Genomic DNA, 23,726 nt, shown 5'->3' with positions numbered 1-23,726 from the left:
CTGCCATGTTGGTGCCATGACCGCTGCATAGACGAGCTATGAGAGGTGCGGGTTTTGCGTGCGGAGGCTGCACGCGGTAAGGAATGACGATGACGGTTTCGACATTGACGCCCGACCTGGCCTTTGCGCCCGCCGATGCTCCGGCGGCGGCGCCGAAGACACGGATCGAAGACGACCGGGCGATGATCCGGGCGGCGGCCGAGCTGACGCGCGACCTCAACGCGCCGCGCCCGCTGACTTACTGGACGGATTTTCTGGCCTCGGCCGCGATCGGCTATGGCGCGATGACGGTGGCTGTGACCGCGAGCGGCTGGCCGCTGCTGCTCGCCGCTGCTGTTGTTTCGATACTCGCGCTGTATCGCGCCGGCAGCTTCATCCACGAAATCACCCATATCAAGCGCGCCGCACTGCCCGGTTTCTGGGCAGGCTGGAACGCGCTGGTTGGCGTGCCACTGCTGATCCCGTCTTTCATGTATGAAGGCATTCACAACCTCCACCATGCGCGTACGCGCTATGGGACGGTGGAAGACCCAGAATATCTGCCGCTGGCGTTGATGAAGCCGTGGACCGTGCCGTTGTTCGTCGCGGTTTCGGCGCTCGGGCCGATCGGCCTGATCCTGCGCTATGGCGTGCTGGCACCGCTGTCTGCCTTGATCCCGCCGCTGCGGCGGCTGGTGGTCGCGCGCTATTCGGGCCTGGTCATCAACCCGGCCTTCCGCCGCCGCGCGCCCGAGGGCGAAGCGCGGCGCGAATGGCTGATCCTGGAGACGGCGTGCGCGCTGTGGGCGATCGCATTGATTGCCGGTGTCGCAAGCGGTGTCATTCCCCTCGTGCCCTTCCTGATCGCGCTTGCGATCGTCTCCGGCACGCTGGTGCTCAACCAGGTGCGCACGCTGGTTGCGCATCTGTGGGAGAATGAGGGCGAGGTGATGACGGTGACCGCGCAGTATCTGGACAGCGTCAACGTGCCCCCGCCGGCGCTGCTGCCCGCGCTATGGGCGCCGGTTGGCCTGCGCTACCACGCGCTGCACCATCTGCTTCCGGGTCTGCCCTATCATTCGCTGGGTGAGGCGCACCGTCGCATTTCCGCGCAGCTGGGACCGCAATCGACCTTTGCGCGCGGAGACTATGGCGGACTGCCCGGGCTGGTCAGCCAGCTGGTCGGCAGTACCTTCGCGCGCGGGAGCTGAGCGCCGTCATTCCTCGCTGCGCCCTCATTCCTCGCTGCGGATGAGCACCAGTTCGCCGATCAGCAGGAACAGGAAGAAGGGCCCCCACGCCGCGAGGAACGGCGGATAGGCGCCGAGGCTGCCCATCGCGAGGCCGAAATTATCGGCGACGAAATAGGCGAAGCCAAGCGCCATGCCGATCACGGCACGCACGAACAATTGACCGGACCGCGCGAGGCCAAAGCCGGCGACGGCGCCGAGGATTGGCATCAGCACCGCGGACAATGGCCCGGAGATCTTGTGCCAAGCCATCGCCTTCAGCTCGTTGGTCGGCCGACCCGCCGCATCGAGTTCGGCAATGGCCGCGCGCAGGGAAGGCAGATCGAGTTCGTCGCCATCGACATTGGCGAGCGTGAAGCGGTCGGGCGTCAGGCCGAGATCATAATTCCTGTCGCCGAGCACGGTGTTGCGCGCGCTGCGCACCTCGAACCGCCGGACGTTGGTGAGGGTCCACATCGTCCCCGAGGCGGCGACGCGCGCGGTATCGGCACGAACGATGACCGACAACCGGCCCGCCTCGCGGCCGTAGATCGCGACATTGCGCAGCAGCACGTCGCGCCCGCGGCCCTGCACCGTCTGCGCGTTGATCAGATTGTCGCCACTGCGCACCCAGACATTGCTGCGCACACCGCTGTCGGGCGGGATGGCTGCATATTCGACCTTCTGCCAAGCATTGAGGCTGGCTGTCGCACGCGTGACGATGCGTTCGTTGAATGTGAAACTGACCAGTGCAACGAACAGCGCGGCAAGCAGCAGCGGCGCCAGAATCTGGTGCGCGGACATGCCGCCGGCCTTCATCGAGACGATTTCACTGTTCTGGTTGAGCGTGACCAGCGTCAGCAAGGTGCCCAGCAAAACCGAGAAGGGCAGGAACGTCTCTATGATCTGCGGTAGCCGCAGCGAGACATAGCGCCAGATCTGCGCGTCGCCATCGACCGCCGCAGCGGCAATCTTGCCGCTTTCGCCGAGCAGGTCGAGCGTCTGCAGCACGACCACCAGCATGGCCAGGATCGCGAAGCTGCGGACCAGGAACAGGCGCGCGACGTACCAGCCGAGCTGGCGCGACGGGAAAAAGGAGGGCGCGGCGACGAGCCTGCTCATGCGGCTTGCCTTTTCCACAGGCGGCCGATCCAGACCGCCAGTTTGGCGAACAGCCGCTCCAGCGCCCCGATCGGCTGCCCGCCCGGCACGAAGGCAACGGTGCGGAACATCCAGATGCTCAGCCCGGCAAACAGCAGATAGGGTATCCACAGCGCGAGCACCGGGTCGACGCGGCCGAGCGCGCCGAAATCCTCCGCATATTCGTTGATCTTGTGTTGCGTAACCAGCAGCACGATGGCGAGAAACACACCCAGCGCCGAGGTCGACCGTTTGGGGGGCACAGCTAGCGCGATGGCCAGCAAGGGCAGCACCAGCATTGCTGCCACCTCGACCAGCCGGAAGTGGAAGTTGGCGCGGCTTTCCAGCCGGGTGATCAATGGCGCGTCCTCATCCTGTCCGACGATGGCAAGCTCAGGGATGGTCAGCTCGCGGTCGGCACCGCCGCGCTGCCGGAATTCCGCAATTTTAGGCAAATCGATCGGCAGGTCGTGCGACGAGAATGTCAGCACGCGGGGGGTGGGGAAGGCCGGGCCCTCATGGATCAGCATCCCGTCGGTCAGCCGGAGCACGATCGTGTCGCGGTCACCTGTCGCCAGAAACTGGCCCTGCGCCGCGCTGGCCGCGATGGTCTGTGTCTGGTTGACGCGGGCGCGGACGAAGATGCCGGAGAGCTTGCGACCGTCGTCCTCGCTCGATTCCACCCTGAGGCTGAGCTGCGAGCCGAGGTTGGTGAACTCCCCGACCTTGATCGATGCGCCAAGTGCCCCGGAGCGCAGCTCGAAGCGCAGCGCCTCATAGGCGTAGCGGGCGTTGGGCTGGATGTAGCCGACGATGGCCAGATTGAGCAGCGCCAGACCGATGGCATAGGCATAGGGGGCGCGCAGCAACTGCACATAGCCGAGCCCGACGGCACGCATCACGTCCAGTTCCGACGATGTGGCCAGTTTCCGGAAGGCCAGCAAAATGCCCAAGGTCAGCCCGATGGGTATGCCGAGCGAGAGATATTCGGGGATGAGATTGGCGAGCATCCGCCAGACGACGCTGACCGGGCCGCCTTCATTGGCGACGAAATCGAACAGGCGCAGCATTTTCTCCAGCACCAGCAGCATCGCGGACAGGATGAGTGTCCCGAACAGCGGCATGGCAATCAGCCGGGCGATGTAGCGATCAGTCGCGGTCCAGGTAAAAAAACGAAGCAGCGGGGGAGTCTCCAGCGATGCAGATGCGCCTAGCCGAATGTGCAGCCTATCGAAAGGGGCCGTGTCATCTGACGTTCAGCCCAGCGCCACGCCTGTAACGTCCAGCCACCCCAATTCTGCCGCAAATTCCGACGATAGGAATAGCAAGAATAAGACAGGGGGTCATGGCTGATCCGGCACGCCGGCTCAGCTCCGTCACATAACGGAGGTGACCAGATGAAGATGACGTTTCCTGCCTTGGCAGCCGGCCTGTTGGTCGCGGCAGCCTCGGCCACTCCGGCGGCAGCGGCGATCGGGCCGCATGCCGCCCGTTGCGACTCCGGCGAGGCGTCGGTGATCGTCAACGTCACCGGCTTCAGGGTGCGCACGGGCACGCTCAGGGTGCAGCTCTATGCCGCCAACCCGCGCACCTTCCTCGAGCGGCGCCAGTATCTGGTGCGCGTCGACCTGCCCGTAACCGCGTCGGGCGATATGCCGGTGTGTGTGCCGGTCACTGCGGCCGGGCGCTATGCGATCTCGGTGCGGCATGATGCGAACGGCAATGGCCGCTCGGACCGGTCCGACGGCGGCGGTTTCTCGGGCAACCCCGACGTCAGCCTGTTCGACCTCGCGCTTCGTCGCAAACCCAGCCTCGATCGGGTGGGTTTCTCGGTCGCGCGTGCGCCGGTGCGGGTGAATGTGGTCCTGAACTATGTTCAGGGCTCCCGATTCGAGCCCATCGGTAGATAGCCATGGTCGCAGTCGCCCTTCTTTCGAATCCTCGATCGACGGGTAACCGTGCGCAACTGCCGCGCATCCGCGCCTTTTGTGCCAGCCGCACGGACGTGTTCCATTATGAGGTGGAGGAGGTCGACCAGATCGCCGAAGCGATGCGCTCGTTTGCGCTGGTGCGGCCGCAGGTGATCGCCATCAACGGCGGCGACGGCACCGTGCAGGCGGCGCTGACCGAGTTGCACAATGGCGATTACTTCCTGCCGGGGCAGGTCCCCCCTGTCGCGGTGCTGCCCAATGGCAAGACCAACCTGATCGCACTCGATCTGGGCGCGACCGGCGATGCGCTGGATGCGCTGCGCCATGTCGTCGATCTCGCCCGGTCGGGCACCGCCGGACACATCGTCGAGCGCGAGCTGATCGCGCTGTCGAGCGGCAGCGGCCAGCGGCCGGTACTCGGCATGTTCCTGGGCGGCGCGGGGCTGGCCGACATCATCCTTTACTGCCGGCACAAAATCTATCCGCTCGGGCTGCCCAACGGCATCAGCCATGTCGTCGCGGCGCTGATGGTGATCATCTCGCTGATCCCTGGGCTCGGGCGACTGGTGCAACTGCCATCGCGCCCGGTGACGGTGACCGTGCACCGCAATGCGGCGCTCTATGGGCGCTTTGCCGTGCTCATCGTCACTACGCTGGAGCGCCTGCTCTATCACGCCAAGCTGAACGACGGCAGCGCTGCCGGTCGGATGAAGATGCTGGCGGTCGACAAGAAGCTGAGCGCCATTTTCGGCATGCTCAAGGTCGGCCTGTTCGGCAAGCTGGGGGAGACCAAGGCAGTGGGCTTCCACTTCGAACGCGGCGACAGCATCAGCATCGAGGGCGAGCATTCGAGCGTCGTGCTCGATGGCGAGATATTCGAAGCGCGCAGCGGTCAGCCGATCACGCTGCGATCGACGGCGCCGTTTCCGTTCCTCAAGCTGGCGGCGTGACTGGCAGGCGGTGAGCGAACCCCGATCGACCCGGCTTGACGCGCTGGTGCGCGAGGAACTGGCGCAGCCGGTGCAGCCGCAGGTCTCAGACATGGCCGCGGCGATCGCGGCGCTTTACCCCGGATCGGCCCGTGCGGTGCTGTTTTACGGCTCCTGCCTGCGCGAGGCGCGGCTCGACGGACTGATGCTCGATTTCTACCTGATCGTCTCGGACTATGATGCCGCGTACCCGCGCCGCTGGCTGCGATGGGCCAATCGGCTGATTCCACCCAATGTCTTTCCATTTGCCGCCAACGGGCTAAGCGCCAAATATGCGGTGCTTTCCGAAGCCGACTTTCATCGGTTGAACGGGCCGGAGACGCGCAACGTCTCGGTCTGGGCCCGATTTGCGCAGCCATCGCGGCTGGTGTGGAGCGCCGACGCTGCTGCAGCAGACCGCGCCGCCGCGGCTATTGCCCGCGCTGCGCCGACGCTGCTGGCGGCGGCCGAGGCGCGGCCGGGCGAAGACCCGCTCGATTGGTGGCGCCGGGCGTTCGCGCTGACCTATTCGGTCGAACTGCGCGCCGAACGCGGCGGCCGGGCTGCATCGGTGGTCGATGCCGATATCGAGCGCTACGGGCGGTTCAGTGCGCCGGCTGCCGCTGCAATCGCGCCGCGCACGCGCGGTGGCGGGTGGCGGCGGCGCCGGATCGAAGGCAAGATGCTGACCGTGCTTCGGCTGGCCAAGGCGGCGTTCACCTTTGCCGGCGGCATCGATTATCTCGCGTGGAAGATCAACCGGCACGCGGGGACGCAGATTGCGATAACGCCCTGGCAGCGGCGCCATCCGTTGCTCGCTGCGGTCTTGCTTGTGCCCCGTCTGCTCAGGCAAGGCGCCGTGAAGTGAGCGAAACGATTCTCCCTGACCGCGCGGACGCACCGGTATATGACCTCGCCGTCATTGGCGGCGGCATCAACGGTGCGGGTATCGCCCGGGATGCGACGCTGCGCGGTGCCAAGGTGCTGCTGCTGGAGCGCGGCGACCTGGCGCAAGGGACGTCGTCTGCCTCGACCAAGCTGATTCACGGCGGCCTGCGCTATCTCGAACATTATGAATTCGGGCTGGTGCGCGAATCGCTGACCGAGCGAGAGACGCTGTGGAAGATCGCGCCACACATCATCCATCCGATGCGGTTCGTGCTGCCCTATCGCAAGGGCCTGCGCCCGCGCTGGCTGCTGCGGCTGGGGCTGTTCCTTTACGACCATATCGGCGGCCGCAAGCTGTTGCCGGCGACGCGGACCATCCGTCTCGCCGAGCATCCCGCTGGCGCGCCGTTGCAGGCAGGCTTCTCCACCGCGTTCGAATATTCCGATGGCTGGGTGGACGATGCCCGGCTGGTGGTGCTCAATGCCCGCAGCGCCGCCGACCACGGCGCGACGATATTGCCGCGCACCGAGGTGACAGCACTGGCGCGCGACGGTGGCCAGTGGCGTATCGAGACCTCGGCAGGCGAGTTTGCCGCGCGAGCGGTGGTCAATGCAGCAGGCCCCTCCGTCCTCGGCCTGACTGCGCGCGCGCAGGTCGCATCGAAGCATGGGCTGCGGCTGGTGCGCGGCTCGCACATCGTCGTCGATAAGCTGTTCGACCACAACTACAGCTACTTCTTCCAGTTGCCCGATGGCCGCATTTTCTTTGCCATCCCCTATGAGCGCGATTTCACGCTGATCGGCACGACCGACCGCGATCATGCAAACCCCGCAGAGCCGCCGCGTGCGAGCGAGGAGGAGATTGCCTATCTGTGCGACGGCGCGAACGGCTATTTCCAGACGCAGATCACGCCGGCCGACGTCGTGTGGACCTATTCCGGCATCCGCCCGCTGATCGATGACGGATCTGGCAAGCCCGAGGCGGCGACGCGCGGCTATACGTTCGAGGTCGATGCCGGGCAGGGGGGCGAAGCGCCGCTGCTGTCGGTGTTCGGAGGCAAAATCACCACCTACCGCGAGCTGGCGCGTGAAGCGGTCGACCGGCTCGCGGTCACGCTGCCGATGCTGGCCACGCCCTGCTCAACCGCTGCGCAGCCGCTACCGGGGGGCGATTTTGCCGTCGACGGGCTGGCAGGACAGATGGCGGCGCTGCGCCGGGACTATCCTTTCCTCGACGAGGCAACGGTCGACCGGATTGCGCGCGCCTATGGTACCGATGCGCGGAGCTGGCTGGGCGACGCACAGGGCATGAATGCGCTCGGCACGCATTTCGGCGCCGGACTAACCGCGGCCGAGGTCGATTGGCTGCTGACCCGCGAATGGGCGGCGAGTGCCGACGATATCCTGTGGCGACGGACCAAGCTTGGTCTGCGTATCGATGCGGCAGGGCGCGCGGCGCTGGAGGGCTATCTGGCCGGGCGGACGACCGCCTGATTTTTCGCTTGTGTCATGCCCATTGTCGCGGGAAGGACGGTCTGCGGAGCAGGGGGGAACCATGACCGACCGTTACATCCTCGTCCTCGACGAAGGCACCACCTCGACGCGCGCAATGCTCTATGCGCCGGACGGCACGGTCATTGCCAGCAAGGGCCACGAGCTCGATCAGATCTATCCGCAACCCGGCTGGGTCGAGCATGATGCAACGCAAATCTGGGAACGCACGCTCACTTGCGCTCGTGCGGTAATCGAACGCGCCGGCGGGGCAGACCGCATCGCAGCCATCGGCATCACCAACCAGCGCGAGACGGTGGTGGCGTGGGACCGAACGACAGGAGCGCCATTGTGCAACGCCATCGTCTGGCAGGACCGGCGCACCGCCGATCAATGCGCGGCGTTGCGCGCGGGCGGGCACGAGACCGAAGTGCAGCGCCGCACCGGCCTGCTGCTCGATCCCTATTTCTCCGGCACCAAGATGCGCTGGATCATGGACAATATCCCCGCTGCACGGGCGCTGGGGGACCGGCTTGCGTTCGGGACCATCGAAAGCTGGCTGGTTTGGAAGCTGACCGGCGGCCTGCATGTTTCCGATGCCAGCAACGCCAGCCGGACCATGCTGCTCGGGCTGACCGGTGCGAGCTGGGACGAAGGCCTGGCCGAACTGATCGGCGTGCCGCTCCAGGCCTTGCCGCAGGTGGTCGATACCTGCGGGCAATTCGGAACCACCATGCCCGAGCTGTTTGGTGCACCAATCCCGATCTGCGGCATGATCGGCGATCAGCAATCGGCCACCATCGGCCAGGGCTGCCTGTCCCCCGGCGAGACCAAGGCGACCTTTGGCACGGGCGCATTCATCCTGTCGAACATGGGCGCGGCCGTCCCCTCCTCGACCCACCGCCTGCTCGGCACGGTGCTGTGCCAGACCGGTGGAGAGCGACACTACGCGCTGGAAGGGTCGGTATTCGTCGCGGGCAGCGCGATCAAATGGCTGCGCGACAGCCTCGGCTTGCTGGAAGGTGCGGCAGAAAGCGAGCATCTGGCGCGGTCCGTGCCGGACAATGGCGGGGTCGTGTTCGTCCCTGCGCTGGCCGGTCTCGGCGCGCCGCACTGGAAGGCCGATGCCACCGGCGCGATCAGCGGACTGACGCTGGGATCGACCAAGGCGCATGTCGCCCGGGCCGCACTCGAATCGATGGCCTACCAGTGCCACGATCTCGCCGCGGCATTCCGCGCTGACGGGGCCGGGTGGGACGCACTGCGCATCGATGGCGGCATGAGCGCCAACGACTGGATGGCGCAGGATCTGGCCGACATGCTCGACATCCCCGTCGAGCGGCCGGCCGATGTCGAGACCACCGCGCTGGGGGCGGCCATGCTGGCGGCGGTCGGGGCGGGCCTGTACAAGGATCTGCAGGCGGCGCAGTCGATGCGTCCGGCCGTGCAGCGGTTCGAGCCGGCAATGGCTGCAGACGTACGTGCCCATCGGCTGACCCAGTGGCAGGATGCGCTGGCCGATGTGCTCGGTTCGCCGCCGGTCGCTGGGCTGGCCGGATGATTGTCATGCAATGCTGAGTGGCCCAAGACAGGCACAATGACATTTTCCGTCCCGCAGCAGCATGACACCGGCCATGGCGCAGCGCCATCTGGTGTAAGCGGACGATTGGCGGGGCAGTTTTTCCAGCGCTGGGTGGAAAGGCTGGATGCCGCCTTTGCTGTCGGCAGCCTCGATGCAGTGCTGCCCGATGGCTCGACCCGTCTGCTCGGCGGGCGCTCGCCCGGTCCCAAGGCACAGATCCATCTCCGGCGCTGGTCGGCGTTGGCGCGGTTGATGCTGGCCGGATCGGTCGGCTGGTTCGATGCGTGGATGGCGGGCAGTTGGACCAGCGACGATCCGGTGCAGCTGTTCGCGCTCTTCTCGGCCAATCGCCGCACGCTCGCCGGAGCAGGACGCGCGCAAGGGCCGCTGCGCTGGCTGGGCCGGATATATCAGCGCTGGCATCGCAATGACCGGCGCGGCGCTGTGCGCAACATCCATGCGCATTATGACCTTGGCAACAGCTTCTACGCTGCCTGGCTCGACCCGAGCATGACCTATTCCGCCGCGCTCGACGTGCGAGACGGCGAGGCGCTGGAGGTGGCGCAACGGCGCAAGATCGATGCGGTGCTCGACCGGCTGGCACTGGCGCCAGGCGCGTCGCTGCTCGAAATCGGGTGCGGGTGGGGCGGGCTGGGGCGCCGGGCGCTGGAGCGGTGGCCGCTCGATTATCTCGGCCTGACGATCAGTGCCGCACAGGCAGAGCACGGCCGCGCGCTGCTCGGGCAGCAGCGCATCGCCATCCGTGACTACCGCGACCAGACCGGGCAGTTCGATGCGATCGCCAGCGTGGAGATGGTCGAAGCGGTGGGCGAGGAATATTGGCCCGCCTATCTCGGCACGATTGCGCGCCTGCTGCGGCCAGGTGGCCGGGCGGCGATCCAGTATATCGCGATCGATGATGCGATCTTCCCGGGCTATGCCACCAACCTCGACTTCATCCAGCGGTACATCTTTCCCGGCGGATGCCTGCTGTCGGTCGACCTCTTCCGCTCGCAGGCGCAGGCGTGCGGGCTCGCGTGGACCGACCAGCGCGATTTCCCGGTCGATTATGCCGAGACGCTGAGACGCTGGCGCCTCGCGTACGACGCGGCTGTGGCAGCGCATCGGCTGCCACAGGGATTCGACACCGATTTTCACCGCCTGTGGCGCTACTATCTGATGTATTGCGAGGGCGGGTTCCGCGGCGGTGGCATCACCGTGGCGCAGGTGACATTGGTGAAGCCAGATTGAGCAGGAAGGGACAGAGCGAATGATATTGCGCAATAGCGGCTGGAAGGCCCTTGTGGCGGGCGCGCTGGTGATGGCGACCGGTGCCAGCATGGCCCAGACGACAGCGCCGGCTCCAGGTGCCGCGCCAGCGGCCCAAACGACAGTCGAGCTGCCGCGCGACCAGAATGTCCTGTTCTGGACGCAGGCGCAGCGCGATCTTGCCTTTCGCATGTTCGACACGGTGACCCCGGCCAGCACCATCCGGGCGGGCACTTCCCCGCTGGCCTTGCCGGAGGGCCGCCCGTTGCGCGGCGAAGCGGGCGAGGGGCCGGACATGACCGTCGACGCCTATATGCAGCGGCAGCGGCTGGCTGGCCTCATCGTCCTGCAGGATGGCCAGATCAGGTTCGAACGCTATGGCCTCGGCTTCAACGCCGAAGGCCGCTGGACCAGCTTCTCTGTCGCGAAGAGCTTCACCTCGACACTGGTCGGCGCGGCGATCCAGGATGGGCATATCGGATCGCTGAACGACCCGGTCACCCGCTATATCCCCGCATTGACCGGCAGCGCCTATGACGGTGTGACCGTGGCGCAGTTGCTGGCCATGTCATCGGGCGTGCGCTGGAACGAGGATTATACAGACCCCAACAGCGACGTTGCCCGCTTTCTGGCGCAGCAGCCCGAAGGGGATGTCGATGCGGTGACTGCCTATATGCGCCGCCTTCCCCGGGCGCATGCGCCGGGCACGCGCTGGAATTACAATACCGGCGAGACCAACCTGATCGGCGTGCTGGTGGAGCGGGCGGTCGGCCGTTCTCTGGCCGACTATATGACCGAAAAAGTCTGGCAGCCGTTCGGAATGGAAGCCGACGCGACCTGGGTGCTCAATGCCAGCGGCAAGGAGGTCAGTGGCTGCTGCCTGCAGATGCGGCTTCGCGATTATGCCCGTTTCGGGCAGTTTGTGCTGGGCGGCGGGGTCGCAGGCGGCCGGCAGGTCGTGCCGGAGGGCTGGTTCGCTGCCGCTGGCACCAAACAGGCAGAGATCGGCCGCCCCGGCGCGGGCTATGGCTATCAGTGGTGGACCTATGACGACGGCAGTTTTGCCGCACAGGGCATTTTCGGCCAGGGCATCTTCATCGATCCGGCGCGGCGACTGGTGATCGTCGGCGTCGGCAACTGGCCGACGGCAACCGATCCGCAGCTTGGCGGCGAACGGCTGGCCTTCTATCGCGCCGTGCAGCAGCTGATCGATCGGGAGGCGGCCGCAGCACGCTAGAGCCTGATCACTCTTCTGAAAATGGATCGCACGGCATTCCCGCTTTCGCGGGAATGCCATGGCGTTCAGCTTTCGAGACATCGCGCTCTTGGCTGGTCCAGCGGCGGCTCAGCATGGCGAAAGACGCCCTGCGACACGTTCCGGCCGCCAGCGCGGCCTTAACGCACTACTTCGCGAGCGCGAGGAACTCGGTCGACTCGAAATCGCGCTGTAGCAGCGCGACGATGGCATCGGCCACAATGTCGGGCGACTTGACCGTCTCCGGATTTTCGCCCGGGAAGGCGCGGGCGCGCATGGTGGTGCGGGTCGCGCCCGGATCGACAATGGCTGTGCGGATGGTCGAGACCGTACGCATCTCCTCGCCGAAGGTGGCGACCAGATTTTCCAGCGCAGCCTTGGATGCGGCATAGGGCCCCCAATAGGCGCGCGGCTTGCGCGCGACGCTGGAGGTCAGGGCGACGACCCGGCCGGCATCCGACCGGCGCAGCAGCGGCTCGAACGCGGCGAGCAAGGCCTGCTGCGCGAGCACGTTGAGCGTGAAGACGCGGTTCATTTCCTTGAGATCGGTTGCCGCGACCGGCGCCAGCGTGCCGAGCATCGCGGCATTCAGCACGAGGATGTCGAGATGCTGCCAGCGCTGGGCGATGGCGGCGGACAGGCGGGCGATATTGTCGCCTTCAGCCATGTCGAGCGGGGCGATGGTCGCGCTGCCGCCGGCGGCATGGATGCGATCCTCGACCGCTTCGAGCGCGTCGGCCTTGCGCGCCACGAGAATGACATGCGCGCCCGCCGCCGCCAATGCCTCGGCGGTTGCCGCGCCGATCCCCCGGCTGGCTCCGGTAACCAGCGCGACCTTGCCTGAAATGTCCATGGATCAGATCACCCGTTCTGCCAGCAGCGCGAATTGGTCCTCGCCGCCTTGTTCGTCATAGTCGGTCAGCGGGGTGGGATAGTCACCCGTGAAGCAGGCATCGCAATATTGCGGCGATGCCCGGTTGCGCTCGGCCTCGCCGACCGCGCGATAGAGGCCGTCGATGGTCAGGAACGCGAGGCTGTCGGCGTGGATGAACGCCTTCATCTCCTGCACATTATGCTTGGCAGCGAGCAGTTTCGACCGCTCGGGCGTGTCGACTCCGTAGAAGCAGCTGTGCCGGGTCGGCGGGCTGGCGATGCGCATATGCACTTCGCTCGCGCCGGCATCGCGCATCATCTGCACGATCTTGAGGCTGGTGGTACCGCGCACGATGCTGTCATCGATCAGCACGATGCGCTTGCCCTCGACCAGCGCACGGTTGGCGTTGTGCTTCAGCTTCACGCCAAGATTGCGCACCTGATCGCTGGGCTGGATGAACGTGCGGCCGACATAGTGCGAGCGGATGATGCCTAGCTCGAACGGGATACCCGACGCTTGGCTGAAACCGATTGCCGCCGGCGTGCCGCTGTCCGGCACGGGGATGACATAGTCGGCCTCGACCGGGCTTTCGATGGCGAGTTCCGCGCCGATCGCCTTGCGCACCGAATAGACCGACGTGCCATCGACAATCGAATCGGGCCGACTGAAATAGACATGCTCGAAGATGCAGGGGCGCTGCTTGGTCGCCGGAAAGGGGCGGATCGAGCGGACTTCGCCATTCTGCACGATGACCAGTTCGCCGGGCTCGACACTGCGGACGAATTCGGCACCGACCACGTCGAATGCCACGGTTTCCGAAGCGAACAGCCAGGCGTCGCCAAGCTTCCCCATCACCAGCGGGCGCACACCGAGCGGATCGCGGCAGGCGATCATGCCCTCGCTGGTCAGACAGATCAGCGACCAGGCGCCCTCCACCTGCTTCAATGCATCGATGAACCGGTCGAGCAGGGTGCGGTAGCTGGAGGTTGCCAGCAGGTGGATTATCACTTCGGTGTCGCTGGTCGACTGGAAGATCGACCCACGCCGGACCAGTTGCCGCCGCAGTGCGACCGCGTTGGAGATATTGCCATTGTGCGCGATGGCAAAGCCGCCGGTGTTGAGGTCGGCGAACAGCGGCTGGACATTGCGCAGCGCCGATGCCCCCGTGGTCGAATAGCGGACATGGCCGATGGCGTTGAAGCCGGCCAGCGTGTCGATCACCGCTTCGCTGTCGAAATTGCCTGCAACATGGCCCATCGCGCGGCGCGCGTGGAAGTCGTTGCCGTCGAAGCTGACGATGCCGGCGGCTTCCTGGCCGCGATGCTGCAGCGCGTGCAAGCCCAGCGCGGTGACGGCGGCGGCGGAATCGCTTCCGGCGATGCCGAAAATGCCGCATTCTTCGCGCAGCTTGTCGCCGTCGATCTCGTCGGAGAGGAAGGGATGAGTTGTCAGCATGCCGTGCGCCCGGATCGCTACTGCCCGCTGCCGCGGACCGGTTGCGCTGCCTATAGAAGCGGCCTGCCCGCTTGTCGCCCCCAAAGGCGCCCCCCGATGACAAATCTATGACGCTTGACAGCGCCGACCCCGCACCGCTTGAGAAACGGGATGAGCGACGCAATCGAAACCTCCAGCCGGTTGACGCCCCGCTTTGATGCGCAGGGCCTGGTGACCGCCGTCGTGACCGACGCGGCCAGCGGTGCGGTGCTGATGGTCGCCCATATGAACGCCGAGGCGATTGCCGTGACGCTGGCCACCGGCGATGCAACATTCTGGTCGCGCAGCCGCCAGATGCTCTGGCGCAAGGGCGAGACGTCCGGGCATGTGCTGAAGGTCGAGGAAATCCGGGTCGATTGCGATCAGGATGCGCTGTGGCTGGTCTGCACGCCGCATGGCCCGACCTGCCATACCGGTGCGGTGTCCTGCTTCTACCGGCGCGTCGAGCAGGACGGCTCGCTTTGCGCGGGCGAATGAAGCCGGTCGTTGCCGCGATACTGCTGCTGGCGCTGGCCGGCTGCGGCCGCTCCGGTGGCACCGGCGCGGAAGCGATCGACAGCGACAGCCCGCTGGAGAATGCGGCGCGTGAGGCCAATCTGGTGGTCGATCCCGATGAAACAGCGCCGACTGGCCTGTATGAGCTCGTTCATTCGAGTGGCACCGATGCCATGTGCCTGGTGCCTGCCGAGGGCGAGACCTATCGCTTCGGCATGGTGGCGAGTTTCGGCGCGACGCTGATGTGCGAAGGCAGCGGGCAGGCGCGCCACCGCGGCGCAGTGGTCACACTCGACTTCGATGGTGCGGACTGCACCATCGAGGCCAGCTACGATGGCCAGTCGCTGACCATGCCGGGTATCGTCGAGCCCGGCTGCAGCGCCTTGTGCGGCCCGCGCGCTTCGCTGTCCGGGATCGCCGTCGGCAGGGTCGGCTGGGAGGAGGGCGATGCGCGCCGTCTGCGTTCGCGCAGCAGCGATCGCGCACTGTGCGGAAGCTGATGCGGCCCGCCGCGCCATTGCGCAGCAATATCCGTTGACGTTAACGTGAACGTCACATAGCAATCACGCATGACAAGCGAATACGGACAGTCCCACATCGACACGATCGATGAAGCAGGACGCGAAAGCTATACGATTACCGACCTCTCCAACGAGTTCGACGTGACCGCGCGCGCACTGCGCTTCTACGAGGACGAGGGGCTGATATCGCCATCGCGCCGCGGCATCGCGCGCATCTATTCGAAGCGTGACCGTGCACGGCTGGCGTGGATCCTGCGCGCCAAGCGGGTCGGGTTCAGCCTGTCGGACATTCGCGAGCTGATCGATCTCTATGACCTTGGCGACGGGCGCAAGACGCAGCGCGAGGTGACCATCGACAAATGCCGCGACCGCATCGACCTGCTCAAGCGGCAGCGCGCCGACATCGATCAGGCCATCGACGAGCTCGAGCAGTTCATCGCCGTCGTCGAGACCGCAAAATCGGGAAAATGAATGAGCGTCGCTGACTGACAGCGCGCTCGTTTCGCCCTATAGTGGGCCTCGAGTTTCTTACCTGACAAGGATTCCGCCATGCCGAGCTACAAGGCCCCCGTGAAGGACATGCTGTTTCTGCTCAACGATGTCATCGGCATCGAGAAATACGCAAACCTTCAAGGCTTCGCGAACGCCTCGCCTGACCTGGTGGAAGCGGTGCTCAATGAAGCCGGTAAGTTCTGCGAAGATGTGCTCGCGCCGATCAACTATTCCGGCGATCAGCAGGGCTGCACCCGCCATGCCGATGGATCGGTGACCACCCCCGACGGCTTCAAGGAAGCGTACAAGGCCTATTGCGATGCCGGCTGGACGCTGCTTACCCAGCCCGAGGAATTCGGCGGACAGGGCCTGCCGCACGTGGTCGGCTTCCCGGTCGAGGAATTCCGCATGTCGGCCAACCAGGCTTTCTCGATGTACCCCGGCCTGACCCAGGCTGCGATCTCGGCAATCCTTGCCAAGGCGTCTGACGAGCTGAAGGCCAAATATGCGCCGAAGATGATCAGCGGCGAATGGGGCGGGACGATGAACCTGACCGAGCCGCATTGCGGCACCGATCTGGGCCTGCTGCGCACCCGCGCCGAACCCAATGGCGACGGCAGCTATGCGATCACCGGCACCAAGATTTTCATCTCGTCGGGCGAACATGACCTGACCGAGAATATCATTCACCTGGTGCTGGCCAAGACCCCGGGCGCTCCCGACAGCAGCAAGGGCATCAGTCTGTTCATCGTCCCCAAATATCTGGTCAACGACGACGGGTCGCTGGGCGAGCACAACAAGCTGATCTGCGGTTCGATCGAACACAAGATGGGCATTCACGCCAATTCGACCTGCGTGATGAATTATGACGGCGCCACCGGCTGGATGGTCGGTGAGGAGTTCAAGGGGCTCGCCGCGATGTTCATCATGATGAACTCGGCACGGCTCGGTACCGGCATTCAGGGCCTGTCGCAGGGCGTCGTGGCCTATCAGAATGCCGTGACCTATGCGATGGACCGTCGTCAGGGCCGCGCGCTGACCGGCCCCGCCGAGCCTCAGGAAAAGGCCGATCCGCTGTTCGTCCACCCGGACGTGCGCCGCATGCTGATGGATGGCAAGGCTCTGACCGAGGGGCTGCGCGCGCTGGCCGTGTGGGGTGCGCTGCAGGTCGATCTCAGCCATGTCGCCGAGACCGAGGAAGAACGCCAGCTCGCCGACGATCTGATCAGCCTGCTGACGCCGGTGATCAAGGGCTATGGTACCGACAAGGGCTATGAGGTCGCGACCAACGCCCAGCAGGTCTATGGCGGCCATGGCTATATCGAAGAATGGGGCATGAGCCAGTTCGTCCGCGATGCGCGCATCACCATGATCTACGAAGGCGCCAACGGCGTGCAGGCCATGGACCTTGTCGGGCGCAAGTTGGCGTCGAATGGCGGTCGCGCGATCCAGACGCTCTTCGGCATCATTGATCAGGAAGTGTCCGACGCAAAGGGCAGCGCGACGCTGGCCGATTTTGCCGGCCGGCTCGAAAAGTCCGCCAACGACCTCAAGGCAGCGACCTTGTGGTTCATGCAGAATGGCATGGCCAATCCCAACAACATCGGGGCCGGGGCGCACCATTATATGCACATCATGGGCACGGTCGCGCTCGGCCTGATGTGGCTGCGGATGGCGACGGTGGCGCAAGCCAAGCTCGATGCGGGCGAGGGCGATGCCGAATTCTACAAGGCCAAGCTCGTCACGGCGCGCCACTTCGCCGAACGGATCATGCCCGATACCGGCGCGCTGCGCCGCAAGATCGAGGCGGGATCGGATGCGATGATGGAGCTGGCACCGGAAATGTTCGTCGCCGCGTGATTTTATTCTGACGCAAGCGAAACACTTTTGCCCGGCAGACGTTGTTCGGCCAGCGCTGCGGGGGATGCGATGGCTGACGACAGGGCAAGCACGGTTCCGGTAGTGCGCGTCGGCGAGAACTGCTGGCGCATCGCCCATGCCGGGCGCGCGACAGTGGTGGTGGATGCCGCGCGCTACTATCATTTCGTGCGGGAAGCGATGGAGCAGGCCGGCCGCCGCATCCTGCTGATCGGCTGGGATTTCGACGTGCGCATCCCGCTCGAACCCGATGAACGGGGGCAGGGCGAGAGCCTTGGCCAGTTCATGCTGCGACTGGCTCGGCTGCGGCCCGACCGGGACATCGCTATCCTGAAGTGGAGCTTCGGCGCGCTCAAGCAATGGCTGCGGCCCTCGGCGGCGATCATGCTGATCCGCTGGGCGATGACCAAATCGATCCGCTACCGGTTCGACAGCGCGCACCCTGCGGGGTGCAGCCATCACCAAAAGATCGTGGTCATCGACGATTGCTTTGCGGTCTGCGGCGGCATCGACATGTCGACGGCACGCTGGGACACGTGCGATCATGTCGATGACGAGCCGCGGCGCAAGCTGGTCAACGGCAAGCCCTATGACCCGTGGCACGATGTGACGATGCTGGTCGACGATGCCGCTGCTGTGGCCCTGTCCGATCTGTCGCGCGACCGCTGGGAACGCGCCACCGGCAAGGCGATGGAGGCGCTGTCACCCCAGCCATGCCACTGGCCGGACGACATCGTGCCGATGTTCCGCGACGTCGATGTGGCCATCGCCCGGACCCGCGCCGCCTATCATGACAGCCCGGAAATCCGCGAGGTCGAGGCGCTGTGGCTGGATATGATCGCGGCGGCCAGGCGATTCATCTATATCGAGAACCAGTATCTTACCAACGGCAAGGTCGCCGCGGCGATTGCCGAGCGCATGGCCGAGCCGGACCCGCCGGAGATCGTGGTGGTGATGCCGCGCACCGCCGACGGGTGGCTGGAACAGCGCGCCATGGACGGCGCGCGGGTGCGGCTCGCGCGCGCGATCGGCAAGGTCGACTGCCACAACCGGTTCCGCATCTATGTGCCGGTAACGGCCGGCGGGGCGGACATCTATGTCCATGCAAAGGTGGCGATTGTCGATGACCGGCTGTTGCGGGTCGGTTCGGCCAATCTCAACAATCGCAGCTTCGGGCTCGACAGCGAATGCGATCTGGTGATCGACTGCGCGCTACCGACCAACAGCCACTGCCATGCCCCTATCAGGGCGTTGCGCGAACAGTTGATGGCGGAACATCTCGGCTGCCGTCCCGAGGACGTGGCCGAACAGTTCGACGCCACCGGATCGCTGATAGCAACCATCGACGCGCTCGATACGGCGGGTCGCCGGCGGCTAGAGCTGCTGGACCTGCAGAAGCCAGGGGAATTCGACAGCTTCATTGCCGACAATGAGCTGCTCGATCCCGAGAGCCCGGATCGATTCCTTGAGCCGCTGAACCAGCGCAGCCTCTGGAAAAGCTGGAGTGAGGGCCGCAATCGCCTGCGACGGCGCATGCGCCGCTTCGGCAGAGGCAGACAGCGGCCTGACTAGGTCGCAAATTTTTTTGAGTTTACGACCTAGCGGCGCATGCACTGGGTGGCGGAATCGCGGGCGAACTCCTCGCAATTCCACAAGGCGCGCTCGAGGCCGCGCTGTTCGTCGCGTAGGTAGCTGAAGCTCATCGCTGCCCGCGACAGGCCGCTCATATTCTCGCCTGTCGGCATCAGCGCCGGGTTGGTCCAGCCCATCACCTTGCAATAGCTGCGTGTGCCGCATGCGGCCTCCGCCAAGGCGGCAAAGCTGGACGATTGGTCGCGTTCGAGCGTCAGGATGATCGTATCGCCCAGATTGACGGTGCTGCGCGGGATGACGTTGCTGACTGCAGCGGTCACCGCTGCGGGTGTGACTTCGGGCTGCTCGCCTGCTTCCAGCAGCAAGGCCAGCTCGGTCGTGTCTGCGGTCGCGGCATGGACCGGCGACAGCGGTGCCAGCCGGGCGATAGCGGGCTCGTTCTCGCTGATCACCAGTTGCTGGACGGCGCTCGAGCCGAAATGGCCGGGGATTCGGAAAAACAGGTGCGTGCCAACGCGGGCGAGCTTCTCCAGGCTGTTGCTCCAGCGCGGATGCACCCAGTCGGTATGATAATGGGTGGCCAGACCCACCGGGCGATACACCTCGCCCGACAGCATGGCGAGCGCGGTCGATCGCGCGCGGTTCCAAACCTCCGGGCTGTAGCGGCGCATCAGCGCCCCGTCGCAGGTGAAGGTGAACTGGCAGCCGGTGCTGCGCTCGCTGCCCTGAAAGACGACGCCGCAGATGGTCTTGGGGTAGGCCGGATGCCGGGCCCGGTTGATCACCACCTGCGCCACCGAGCGCTGCCCTTCGGGATCGTCGCCCGCTTCGTAGAGCACGGCGGCGGCCATGCAGTCGAGCGCTCGCGCCCGCGACTCGACGGTGCCGTTGAGCAGGAAGGGCAGGGCAGCCGGAAAACTGCCCTTGAAAAAGGGCTGGGCCGCGTTGAGCGCACGGGCCTCGTCGGGGTCCAGATCCGGGCCAGGTTCGGCAAGCATCTCGACGGGATCGAGCCCACCCGGCAGCAGGATGCGTCCATCCGGTGCGCGCACCAACTCGGTTTCGTAGATAGGCGCCGTGCCGCCACCGAGCAGGCCAAGCACCACGGCGACGACCAACAAGGTCGTCGCTACGGCGATGAGGGCGTTGTTCGGACGGCGGCGCATGGCGCGGCCCCCTTACAGCTCCGGAAGGAAATCTGGAACCGACAAATAACGCTCGCCTGTATCGTAGTTGAAGCCGAGTATGCGGCTACCTGCGGGCAGATCCGGCAGCTTCTGCGAAATCGCGGCCAGCGTCGCCCCGGACGAGATGCCGACGAGCATGCCTTCCTCGGCCGCCGCGCGCTTTGCCCACGCCTTGGCATCGGCCGGATCGACCTGGACCACGCCGTCGAGAATGTCCGTGTGCAGGTTGGCGGGCACGAATCCGGCGCCGATCCCTTGGATGGCATGGGGCCCAGGCGCGCCGCCGGAGATGACAGGCGACAGCGTGGGCTCGACGGCAAAAACCTTGAGATTGGGCCAATGCTGCTTGAGGAACTGTGCCGTGCCGGTGATGTGGCCGCCGGTACCGACACCGGTGATGATCGCGTCGATCGGCGTATCGGTGAAGTCGGCGAGGATTTCGGGGCCGGTGGTGCGGACATGCACGTCGATGTTCGCCGGGTTCTCGAACTGCTGCGGCATCCACGCCCCGGGCATGGTCGACACCAGTTCGAGCGCGCGTTCGATAGCGCCTTTCATGCCCTTCTCGCGCGGTGTCAGGTCGAAGGTCGCGCCATAGGCCAGCATCAGCCGGCGACGTTCCAGTGACATGGATTCGGGCATCACCAGGATCAGGCGATAGCCCTTGACCGCGGCGACCATGGCCAGGCCGATGCCGGTGTTGCCCGATGTCGGCTCGATGATGGTGCCGCCGGGCTTCAGCTCGCCGCTCGCCTCGGCCGCTTCGATCATGGCGAGGCCGATGCGGTCCTTGATCGACCCGCCGGGGTTGGCCCGTTCGGACTTCACCCACACCTCTGCATCCGGAAAGAGCCGGGACAGGCGGATATGCGGACTGTTACCTATGGTCTCGAGGATCGATGCGGCTTTCATGATGCCTGCTCCTTGGGCTGTCGATCTGGAATGTCGGGCGGGTCGAAGCTTTTGGCAAGCCTGAGCTCCGGAATGAGTTTTGCCCACATCAGGGTGATGGCAATCGCGCCAACCCCGCCCGCCACCACGGCGGCCACCGGGCCGATCAGCGCGGCGAGGAAACCGCTCTCCGCTTCGCCCAGCTCGTTGGAGGCCGAAATGGTCAATTGCGAGACCGACGACACCCGACCGCGCATCTCGTCCGGCGTGTGCAGCTGGATCAGCGACTGGCGGACATAGACTGAGATCATGTCGGCGCATCCAGCGACGAACAGAGCGCCCAGGCTGACGAGGAAGATCGTCGAGAGGCCGAAGATTATGGTGGCAAGCCCGAACACCACGACGGCGCCCAGCATGGCGTTGCCGACGTTGGATTTGAGCGGGCGTACTGACAGTAGTATGGCCATCAATGTGGCACCGACGGCGGGCGCTGCCGCCAGCACGCCCAGTCCCTGCGGCCCGACATGCAGGATATCGCGGGCATATACCGGCAGCAAAGCGGTCGATCCGGCCAGCAGTACGGCGAACAGATCGAGCGTGATGGTCGAGAATACCATCCGGTTCTGCCACACATAGGTCAGGCCATCGACCATCTGGCGCACCGGATGGACATTGCGCGCCATCACCGGTTGCTCGACCCGGCCGATCAGCCAGAAGCCGAGCTGCGCGATGGCGAAAAGCGTCATGGAGCCGAGATAGGCGATGGTCTGGTCGACAGACAGCAGGACGCCACCGAGCCCCGGGCCGACGATCGAGCCGGTCTGCCAAGCGATAGAGCTGACGGCGATGGCGGTGGGCAGCACCGCCTTGGGCACCAGATTGGGGGCAAGAGCGCTCATGGCCGGGCCGGAAAAGGCGCGGGCGACCCCCATCAGCGCGGCGAAACCGAATAGCATCGGCAGGCTGAGCGCATCCGTCCACGTCAGCCAGGCAAGCAAGGCGGCCACGGAAAGCTGCAAGGCGATGGTCGAGCGGGCGATGAACCGCCGGTCGAAGCGGTCAGCGACCCAGCCGGTGACCGGTGTGAGGACGAACAGCGGCAGAAACTGCGCCAGTCCGACCAGACCCAGCATCAACGCTGCCTGCTTGACGCCCATGCCGAGTTCGCTGCGCGCATGGTCATAGACCTGCCAGCCCAGGATCAGGACCAGGCTGGTGATGCCGAGCGTCAGCGATAGGCGGGCGACCCAGTAGGCGCGGAAATCGGGGATGCGCAGAGGGTGAGGTGCGGCATCGCTCGCAGCGGTCTGGCTCATGCGGCTTCCTTTCCGCGCGCCGGGTCGACGCGGTCGATCGCCTCGAACAGCCGGGCCAGCAATGCCCGTTCCTCGACAGGGATTTCGGGACGCCAGATTTCGAAAAGCAGGATGGTGCGGTCCGCATTGCCGCGGTTCCATGCTTCATGTTCGACGCTGTCATCGAAGATCAGCATCTCGCCCAACCGCCATTCGCGCGTTTCATGGCCCACCCGGAGCGCACAGCCACCGGGGACGACCAGCGGCAGGTGGCAGATCAGCCGGGTGTTGAGCAGGCCGTGGTGCGGCGCGATGTGCGTGCCGGGGCGAAGCCGCGAATAGAGCGCCATCGGCGACCGTTCGGCAATATGCGGGATCGGCGCGCTATCGAGCGCGGCCATGGTGGCAGGGACCTGCGCTGCCAGCGCGGTGGGCGCGCCATTCTGCCAGAGATAGGCTGCCCCCCAACTCGGATCGTCGAGTAGCGGACTGGACGAAGCCGGTCGGTTTTCGCTGCGCTGGATGTAGGGGGCGAAGGGCTCCTCTCCAGCGGCGGCAAGTGCCAGAAATTCGTCGCGCAGCTCCCCAGCTTGCGCTTCGATCGCCGTTACCCAGTCGAACTCGTGGCGCTCATAGAAGGCGCGCTGCGGCAGGCCGGGATAATAGAACATGGTGGGCTGCTGCAGGAATATCTCCGAGCGCCCCTGCAACAGATCGACCGCATGGCGCAGCGCCGGGGTCGCGGCGGAATCGCTGACAATGGTCTCCAGAGTGCTTTCGAACCGCGCCGCAAAACCGGCCTTTGCCTCCTCGCAATAGGCATGGGCACGGTCGAGCAGCGGCACCAGCGCGGGGGCCGTCTGACTGACTCGTGCCTGATTGAGTGCTGTGGTAAACCAGGAAACAGCGGCCCGCTGGTCGCCGCTGTCGGCAAAGCTCTGCGCCATCGCCAGCAGCGCGCGTATGTCGCGGCTGTTGGCGCGCAGGATCGATTGCAGCGCAGTGCGTTCTGACGCCCGGTCGCCGGCCCTTGCGCTGGCCTGGGCCAGCAGCCAGTCGGCTTCCACAGACCAGTGCGACGCGCTTGTCCTGTGAGCCATCAGCCGCTGCAGGGCCTCGGCCGGGCGACCTTCCCCGATATCGCGCTTGGCCATTTGCAGCAGGGTTGAAAGGGCGTCGGCCATCTGGGCGGGTTAGACGGCTGGGGGCGGGGGTGGCAAGGCCGTATGCATCAGCCAGTCCAACCGTCATTGCGAGCGCAGCGAAGCAATCCA

The 23,726-nt window shown here is 65.6% G+C and carries 21 protein-coding genes; 13 read left to right on the top strand and 8 right to left on the bottom strand.

Annotation, left to right across the window (positions count from 1 at the left end; genetic code table 11):
* Positions 1-89 precede the first annotated feature (89 nt).
* Positions 90-1,190, top strand: a complete 1,101-nt coding sequence (locus AC0QC4_RS09825) for a fatty acid desaturase family protein (RefSeq protein WP_483659715.1) — start codon at positions 90-92, stop codon at positions 1,188-1,190.
* Between the two features lie 24 nt (positions 1,191-1,214).
* On the opposite strand, the gene lptG is transcribed toward AC0QC4_RS09825, so the two are convergent.
* Positions 1,215-2,330 carry an LPS export ABC transporter permease LptG gene (gene lptG / locus AC0QC4_RS09820; RefSeq protein WP_483659714.1) on the bottom strand — a complete coding sequence of 372 codons (1,116 nt, stop codon included), beginning with the start codon at positions 2,328-2,330 and terminating at the stop codon, positions 1,215-1,217.
* A complete protein-coding gene (locus tag AC0QC4_RS09815) occupies positions 2,327-3,529 on the bottom strand; it encodes an LptF/LptG family permease (RefSeq protein ID WP_483659897.1) in 1,203 nt (400 codons plus the stop codon). The genes lptG and AC0QC4_RS09815 overlap by 4 nt, the downstream gene beginning before the upstream one ends.
* 216 nt (positions 3,530-3,745) lie before the next feature.
* Between AC0QC4_RS09815 and AC0QC4_RS09810 the strand changes: the two genes are divergently transcribed.
* The 7 genes from AC0QC4_RS09810 (at position 3,746) to AC0QC4_RS09780 (ending at position 11,714) form a co-directional block, all read left to right on the top strand.
* Complete coding sequence (locus tag AC0QC4_RS09810) at positions 3,746-4,258, top strand: DUF2141 domain-containing protein (RefSeq protein ID WP_483659713.1); 513 nt, start codon at positions 3,746-3,748, stop codon at positions 4,256-4,258.
* Positions 4,259-4,260: 2 nt separating this feature from the next.
* Complete coding sequence (locus tag AC0QC4_RS09805) at positions 4,261-5,229, top strand: diacylglycerol/lipid kinase family protein (protein ID WP_483659712.1); 969 nt, start codon at positions 4,261-4,263, stop codon at positions 5,227-5,229.
* A 10-nt stretch (positions 5,230-5,239) separates the two neighbouring features.
* On the top strand, positions 5,240-6,115 hold the full coding sequence (locus AC0QC4_RS09800; RefSeq protein ID WP_483659711.1) for a hypothetical protein: 876 nt from the start codon (positions 5,240-5,242) through the stop codon (positions 6,113-6,115).
* Positions 6,112-7,629 carry a glycerol-3-phosphate dehydrogenase gene (glpD, locus tag AC0QC4_RS09795; RefSeq protein ID WP_483659710.1) on the top strand — a complete coding sequence of 506 codons (1,518 nt, stop codon included), beginning with the start codon at positions 6,112-6,114 and terminating at the stop codon, positions 7,627-7,629. The genes AC0QC4_RS09800 and glpD overlap by 4 nt, the downstream gene beginning before the upstream one ends.
* Positions 7,630-7,690: 61 nt before the next feature.
* Complete coding sequence (glpK, locus tag AC0QC4_RS09790) at positions 7,691-9,187, top strand: glycerol kinase GlpK (RefSeq protein WP_483659709.1); 1,497 nt, start codon at positions 7,691-7,693, stop codon at positions 9,185-9,187.
* A 36-nt stretch (positions 9,188-9,223) separates the two neighbouring features.
* Positions 9,224-10,459: a class I SAM-dependent methyltransferase gene (locus AC0QC4_RS09785; protein WP_483659708.1), complete on the top strand. Its 1,236-nt coding sequence runs from the start codon at positions 9,224-9,226 to the stop codon at positions 10,457-10,459.
* A 19-nt stretch (positions 10,460-10,478) separates the two neighbouring features.
* Positions 10,479-11,714 carry a serine hydrolase domain-containing protein gene (locus AC0QC4_RS09780; RefSeq protein ID WP_483659707.1) on the top strand — a complete coding sequence of 412 codons (1,236 nt, stop codon included), beginning with the start codon at positions 10,479-10,481 and terminating at the stop codon, positions 11,712-11,714.
* A gap of 166 nt (positions 11,715-11,880) precedes the next feature.
* Here AC0QC4_RS09780 and AC0QC4_RS09775 read toward each other — a convergent pair whose 3' ends face one another.
* Positions 11,881-12,585, bottom strand: a complete 705-nt coding sequence (locus AC0QC4_RS09775; protein ID WP_483659706.1) for an SDR family NAD(P)-dependent oxidoreductase — start codon at positions 12,583-12,585, stop codon at positions 11,881-11,883.
* A gap of 3 nt (positions 12,586-12,588) precedes the next feature.
* Positions 12,589-14,061, bottom strand: a complete 1,473-nt coding sequence (purF, locus tag AC0QC4_RS09770; protein WP_483659705.1) for an amidophosphoribosyltransferase — start codon at positions 14,059-14,061, stop codon at positions 12,589-12,591.
* 150 nt (positions 14,062-14,211) lie between these two features.
* Here purF and hisI point away from each other — a divergent pair, with 150 nt between their 5' ends.
* The 5 genes from hisI to AC0QC4_RS09745 all read left to right on the top strand — a co-directional run bounded on the left by hisI (position 14,212) and on the right by AC0QC4_RS09745 (position 19,058).
* Positions 14,212-14,577 carry a phosphoribosyl-AMP cyclohydrolase gene (gene hisI / locus AC0QC4_RS09765; RefSeq protein ID WP_483659704.1) on the top strand — a complete coding sequence of 122 codons (366 nt, stop codon included), beginning with the start codon at positions 14,212-14,214 and terminating at the stop codon, positions 14,575-14,577.
* Positions 14,574-15,095 (top strand): hypothetical protein, encoded by a 522-nt coding sequence (locus AC0QC4_RS09760; protein WP_483659703.1) that lies wholly within the window; start codon positions 14,574-14,576, stop codon positions 15,093-15,095. The genes hisI and AC0QC4_RS09760 overlap by 4 nt, the downstream gene beginning before the upstream one ends.
* Positions 15,096-15,164: 69 nt before the next feature.
* Positions 15,165-15,587 carry a MerR family transcriptional regulator gene (locus tag AC0QC4_RS09755; RefSeq protein WP_483659702.1) on the top strand — a complete coding sequence of 141 codons (423 nt, stop codon included), beginning with the start codon at positions 15,165-15,167 and terminating at the stop codon, positions 15,585-15,587.
* A gap of 78 nt (positions 15,588-15,665) precedes the next feature.
* Positions 15,666-17,468 carry an acyl-CoA dehydrogenase C-terminal domain-containing protein gene (locus AC0QC4_RS09750; protein WP_483659701.1) on the top strand — a complete coding sequence of 601 codons (1,803 nt, stop codon included), beginning with the start codon at positions 15,666-15,668 and terminating at the stop codon, positions 17,466-17,468.
* A 69-nt stretch (positions 17,469-17,537) separates the two neighbouring features.
* Entirely contained in the window at positions 17,538-19,058 is a 1,521-nt protein-coding gene (locus tag AC0QC4_RS09745) for a phospholipase D-like domain-containing protein (protein WP_483659700.1), read from the top strand.
* 26 nt (positions 19,059-19,084) lie between these two features.
* On the opposite strand, the gene AC0QC4_RS09740 is transcribed toward AC0QC4_RS09745, so the two are convergent.
* Genes AC0QC4_RS09740 through AC0QC4_RS09725 form a run of 4 tightly spaced genes read right to left on the bottom strand, consistent with a single transcriptional unit; the run spans position 19,085 to position 23,636 of the window.
* A complete protein-coding gene (locus AC0QC4_RS09740; RefSeq protein ID WP_483659699.1) occupies positions 19,085-20,245 on the bottom strand; it encodes a cell wall hydrolase in 1,161 nt (386 codons plus the stop codon).
* A gap of 12 nt (positions 20,246-20,257) precedes the next feature.
* On the bottom strand, positions 20,258-21,178 hold the full coding sequence (cysK, locus tag AC0QC4_RS09735) for a cysteine synthase A (RefSeq protein WP_483659698.1): 921 nt from the start codon (positions 21,176-21,178) through the stop codon (positions 20,258-20,260).
* A complete protein-coding gene (locus tag AC0QC4_RS09730; protein WP_483659697.1) occupies positions 21,175-22,473 on the bottom strand; it encodes an MFS transporter in 1,299 nt (432 codons plus the stop codon). Before AC0QC4_RS09730 ends, cysK begins: the two co-directional genes overlap by 4 nt.
* Positions 22,470-23,636, bottom strand: a complete 1,167-nt coding sequence (locus tag AC0QC4_RS09725) for an aspartyl/asparaginyl beta-hydroxylase domain-containing protein (RefSeq protein WP_483659696.1) — start codon at positions 23,634-23,636, stop codon at positions 22,470-22,472. The genes AC0QC4_RS09730 and AC0QC4_RS09725 overlap by 4 nt, the downstream gene beginning before the upstream one ends.
* Between the last annotated feature and the right edge of the window lie 90 nt (positions 23,637-23,726).

This window comes from Sphingomonas sp. jy18, assembly GCF_056931895.1.
This window is presented reverse-complemented; position numbering and strand designations above follow the sequence as displayed.

Coding starts and splice junctions, on each gene's coding strand:
- AC0QC4_RS09825 (WP_483659715.1), top strand. CDS start 90: ATGACGGTTTCGACATTGACGCCCGACCTGGCCTTTGCGCCCGCCGAT.
- lptG (WP_483659714.1), bottom strand. CDS start 2,330: ATGAGCAGGCTCGTCGCCGCGCCCTCCTTTTTCCCGTCGCGCCAGCTC.
- AC0QC4_RS09810 (WP_483659713.1), top strand. CDS start 3,746: ATGAAGATGACGTTTCCTGCCTTGGCAGCCGGCCTGTTGGTCGCGGCA.
- AC0QC4_RS09805 (WP_483659712.1), top strand. CDS start 4,261: ATGGTCGCAGTCGCCCTTCTTTCGAATCCTCGATCGACGGGTAACCGT.
- glpK (WP_483659709.1), top strand. CDS start 7,691: ATGACCGACCGTTACATCCTCGTCCTCGACGAAGGCACCACCTCGACG.
- AC0QC4_RS09785 (WP_483659708.1), top strand. CDS start 9,224: ATGACATTTTCCGTCCCGCAGCAGCATGACACCGGCCATGGCGCAGCG.
- AC0QC4_RS09780 (WP_483659707.1), top strand. CDS start 10,479: ATGATATTGCGCAATAGCGGCTGGAAGGCCCTTGTGGCGGGCGCGCTG.
- AC0QC4_RS09775 (WP_483659706.1), bottom strand. CDS start 12,585: ATGGACATTTCAGGCAAGGTCGCGCTGGTTACCGGAGCCAGCCGGGGG.
- purF (WP_483659705.1), bottom strand. CDS start 14,061: ATGCTGACAACTCATCCCTTCCTCTCCGACGAGATCGACGGCGACAAG.
- hisI (WP_483659704.1), top strand. CDS start 14,212: ATGAGCGACGCAATCGAAACCTCCAGCCGGTTGACGCCCCGCTTTGAT.
- AC0QC4_RS09760 (WP_483659703.1), top strand. CDS start 14,574: ATGAAGCCGGTCGTTGCCGCGATACTGCTGCTGGCGCTGGCCGGCTGC.
- AC0QC4_RS09755 (WP_483659702.1), top strand. CDS start 15,165: ATGACAAGCGAATACGGACAGTCCCACATCGACACGATCGATGAAGCA.
- AC0QC4_RS09750 (WP_483659701.1), top strand. CDS start 15,666: ATGCCGAGCTACAAGGCCCCCGTGAAGGACATGCTGTTTCTGCTCAAC.
- AC0QC4_RS09745 (WP_483659700.1), top strand. CDS start 17,538: ATGGCTGACGACAGGGCAAGCACGGTTCCGGTAGTGCGCGTCGGCGAG.
- AC0QC4_RS09740 (WP_483659699.1), bottom strand. CDS start 20,245: ATGCGCCGCCGTCCGAACAACGCCCTCATCGCCGTAGCGACGACCTTG.
- cysK (WP_483659698.1), bottom strand. CDS start 21,178: ATGAAAGCCGCATCGATCCTCGAGACCATAGGTAACAGTCCGCATATC.
- AC0QC4_RS09730 (WP_483659697.1), bottom strand. CDS start 22,473: ATGAGCCAGACCGCTGCGAGCGATGCCGCACCTCACCCTCTGCGCATC.
- AC0QC4_RS09725 (WP_483659696.1), bottom strand. CDS start 23,636: ATGGCCGACGCCCTTTCAACCCTGCTGCAAATGGCCAAGCGCGATATC.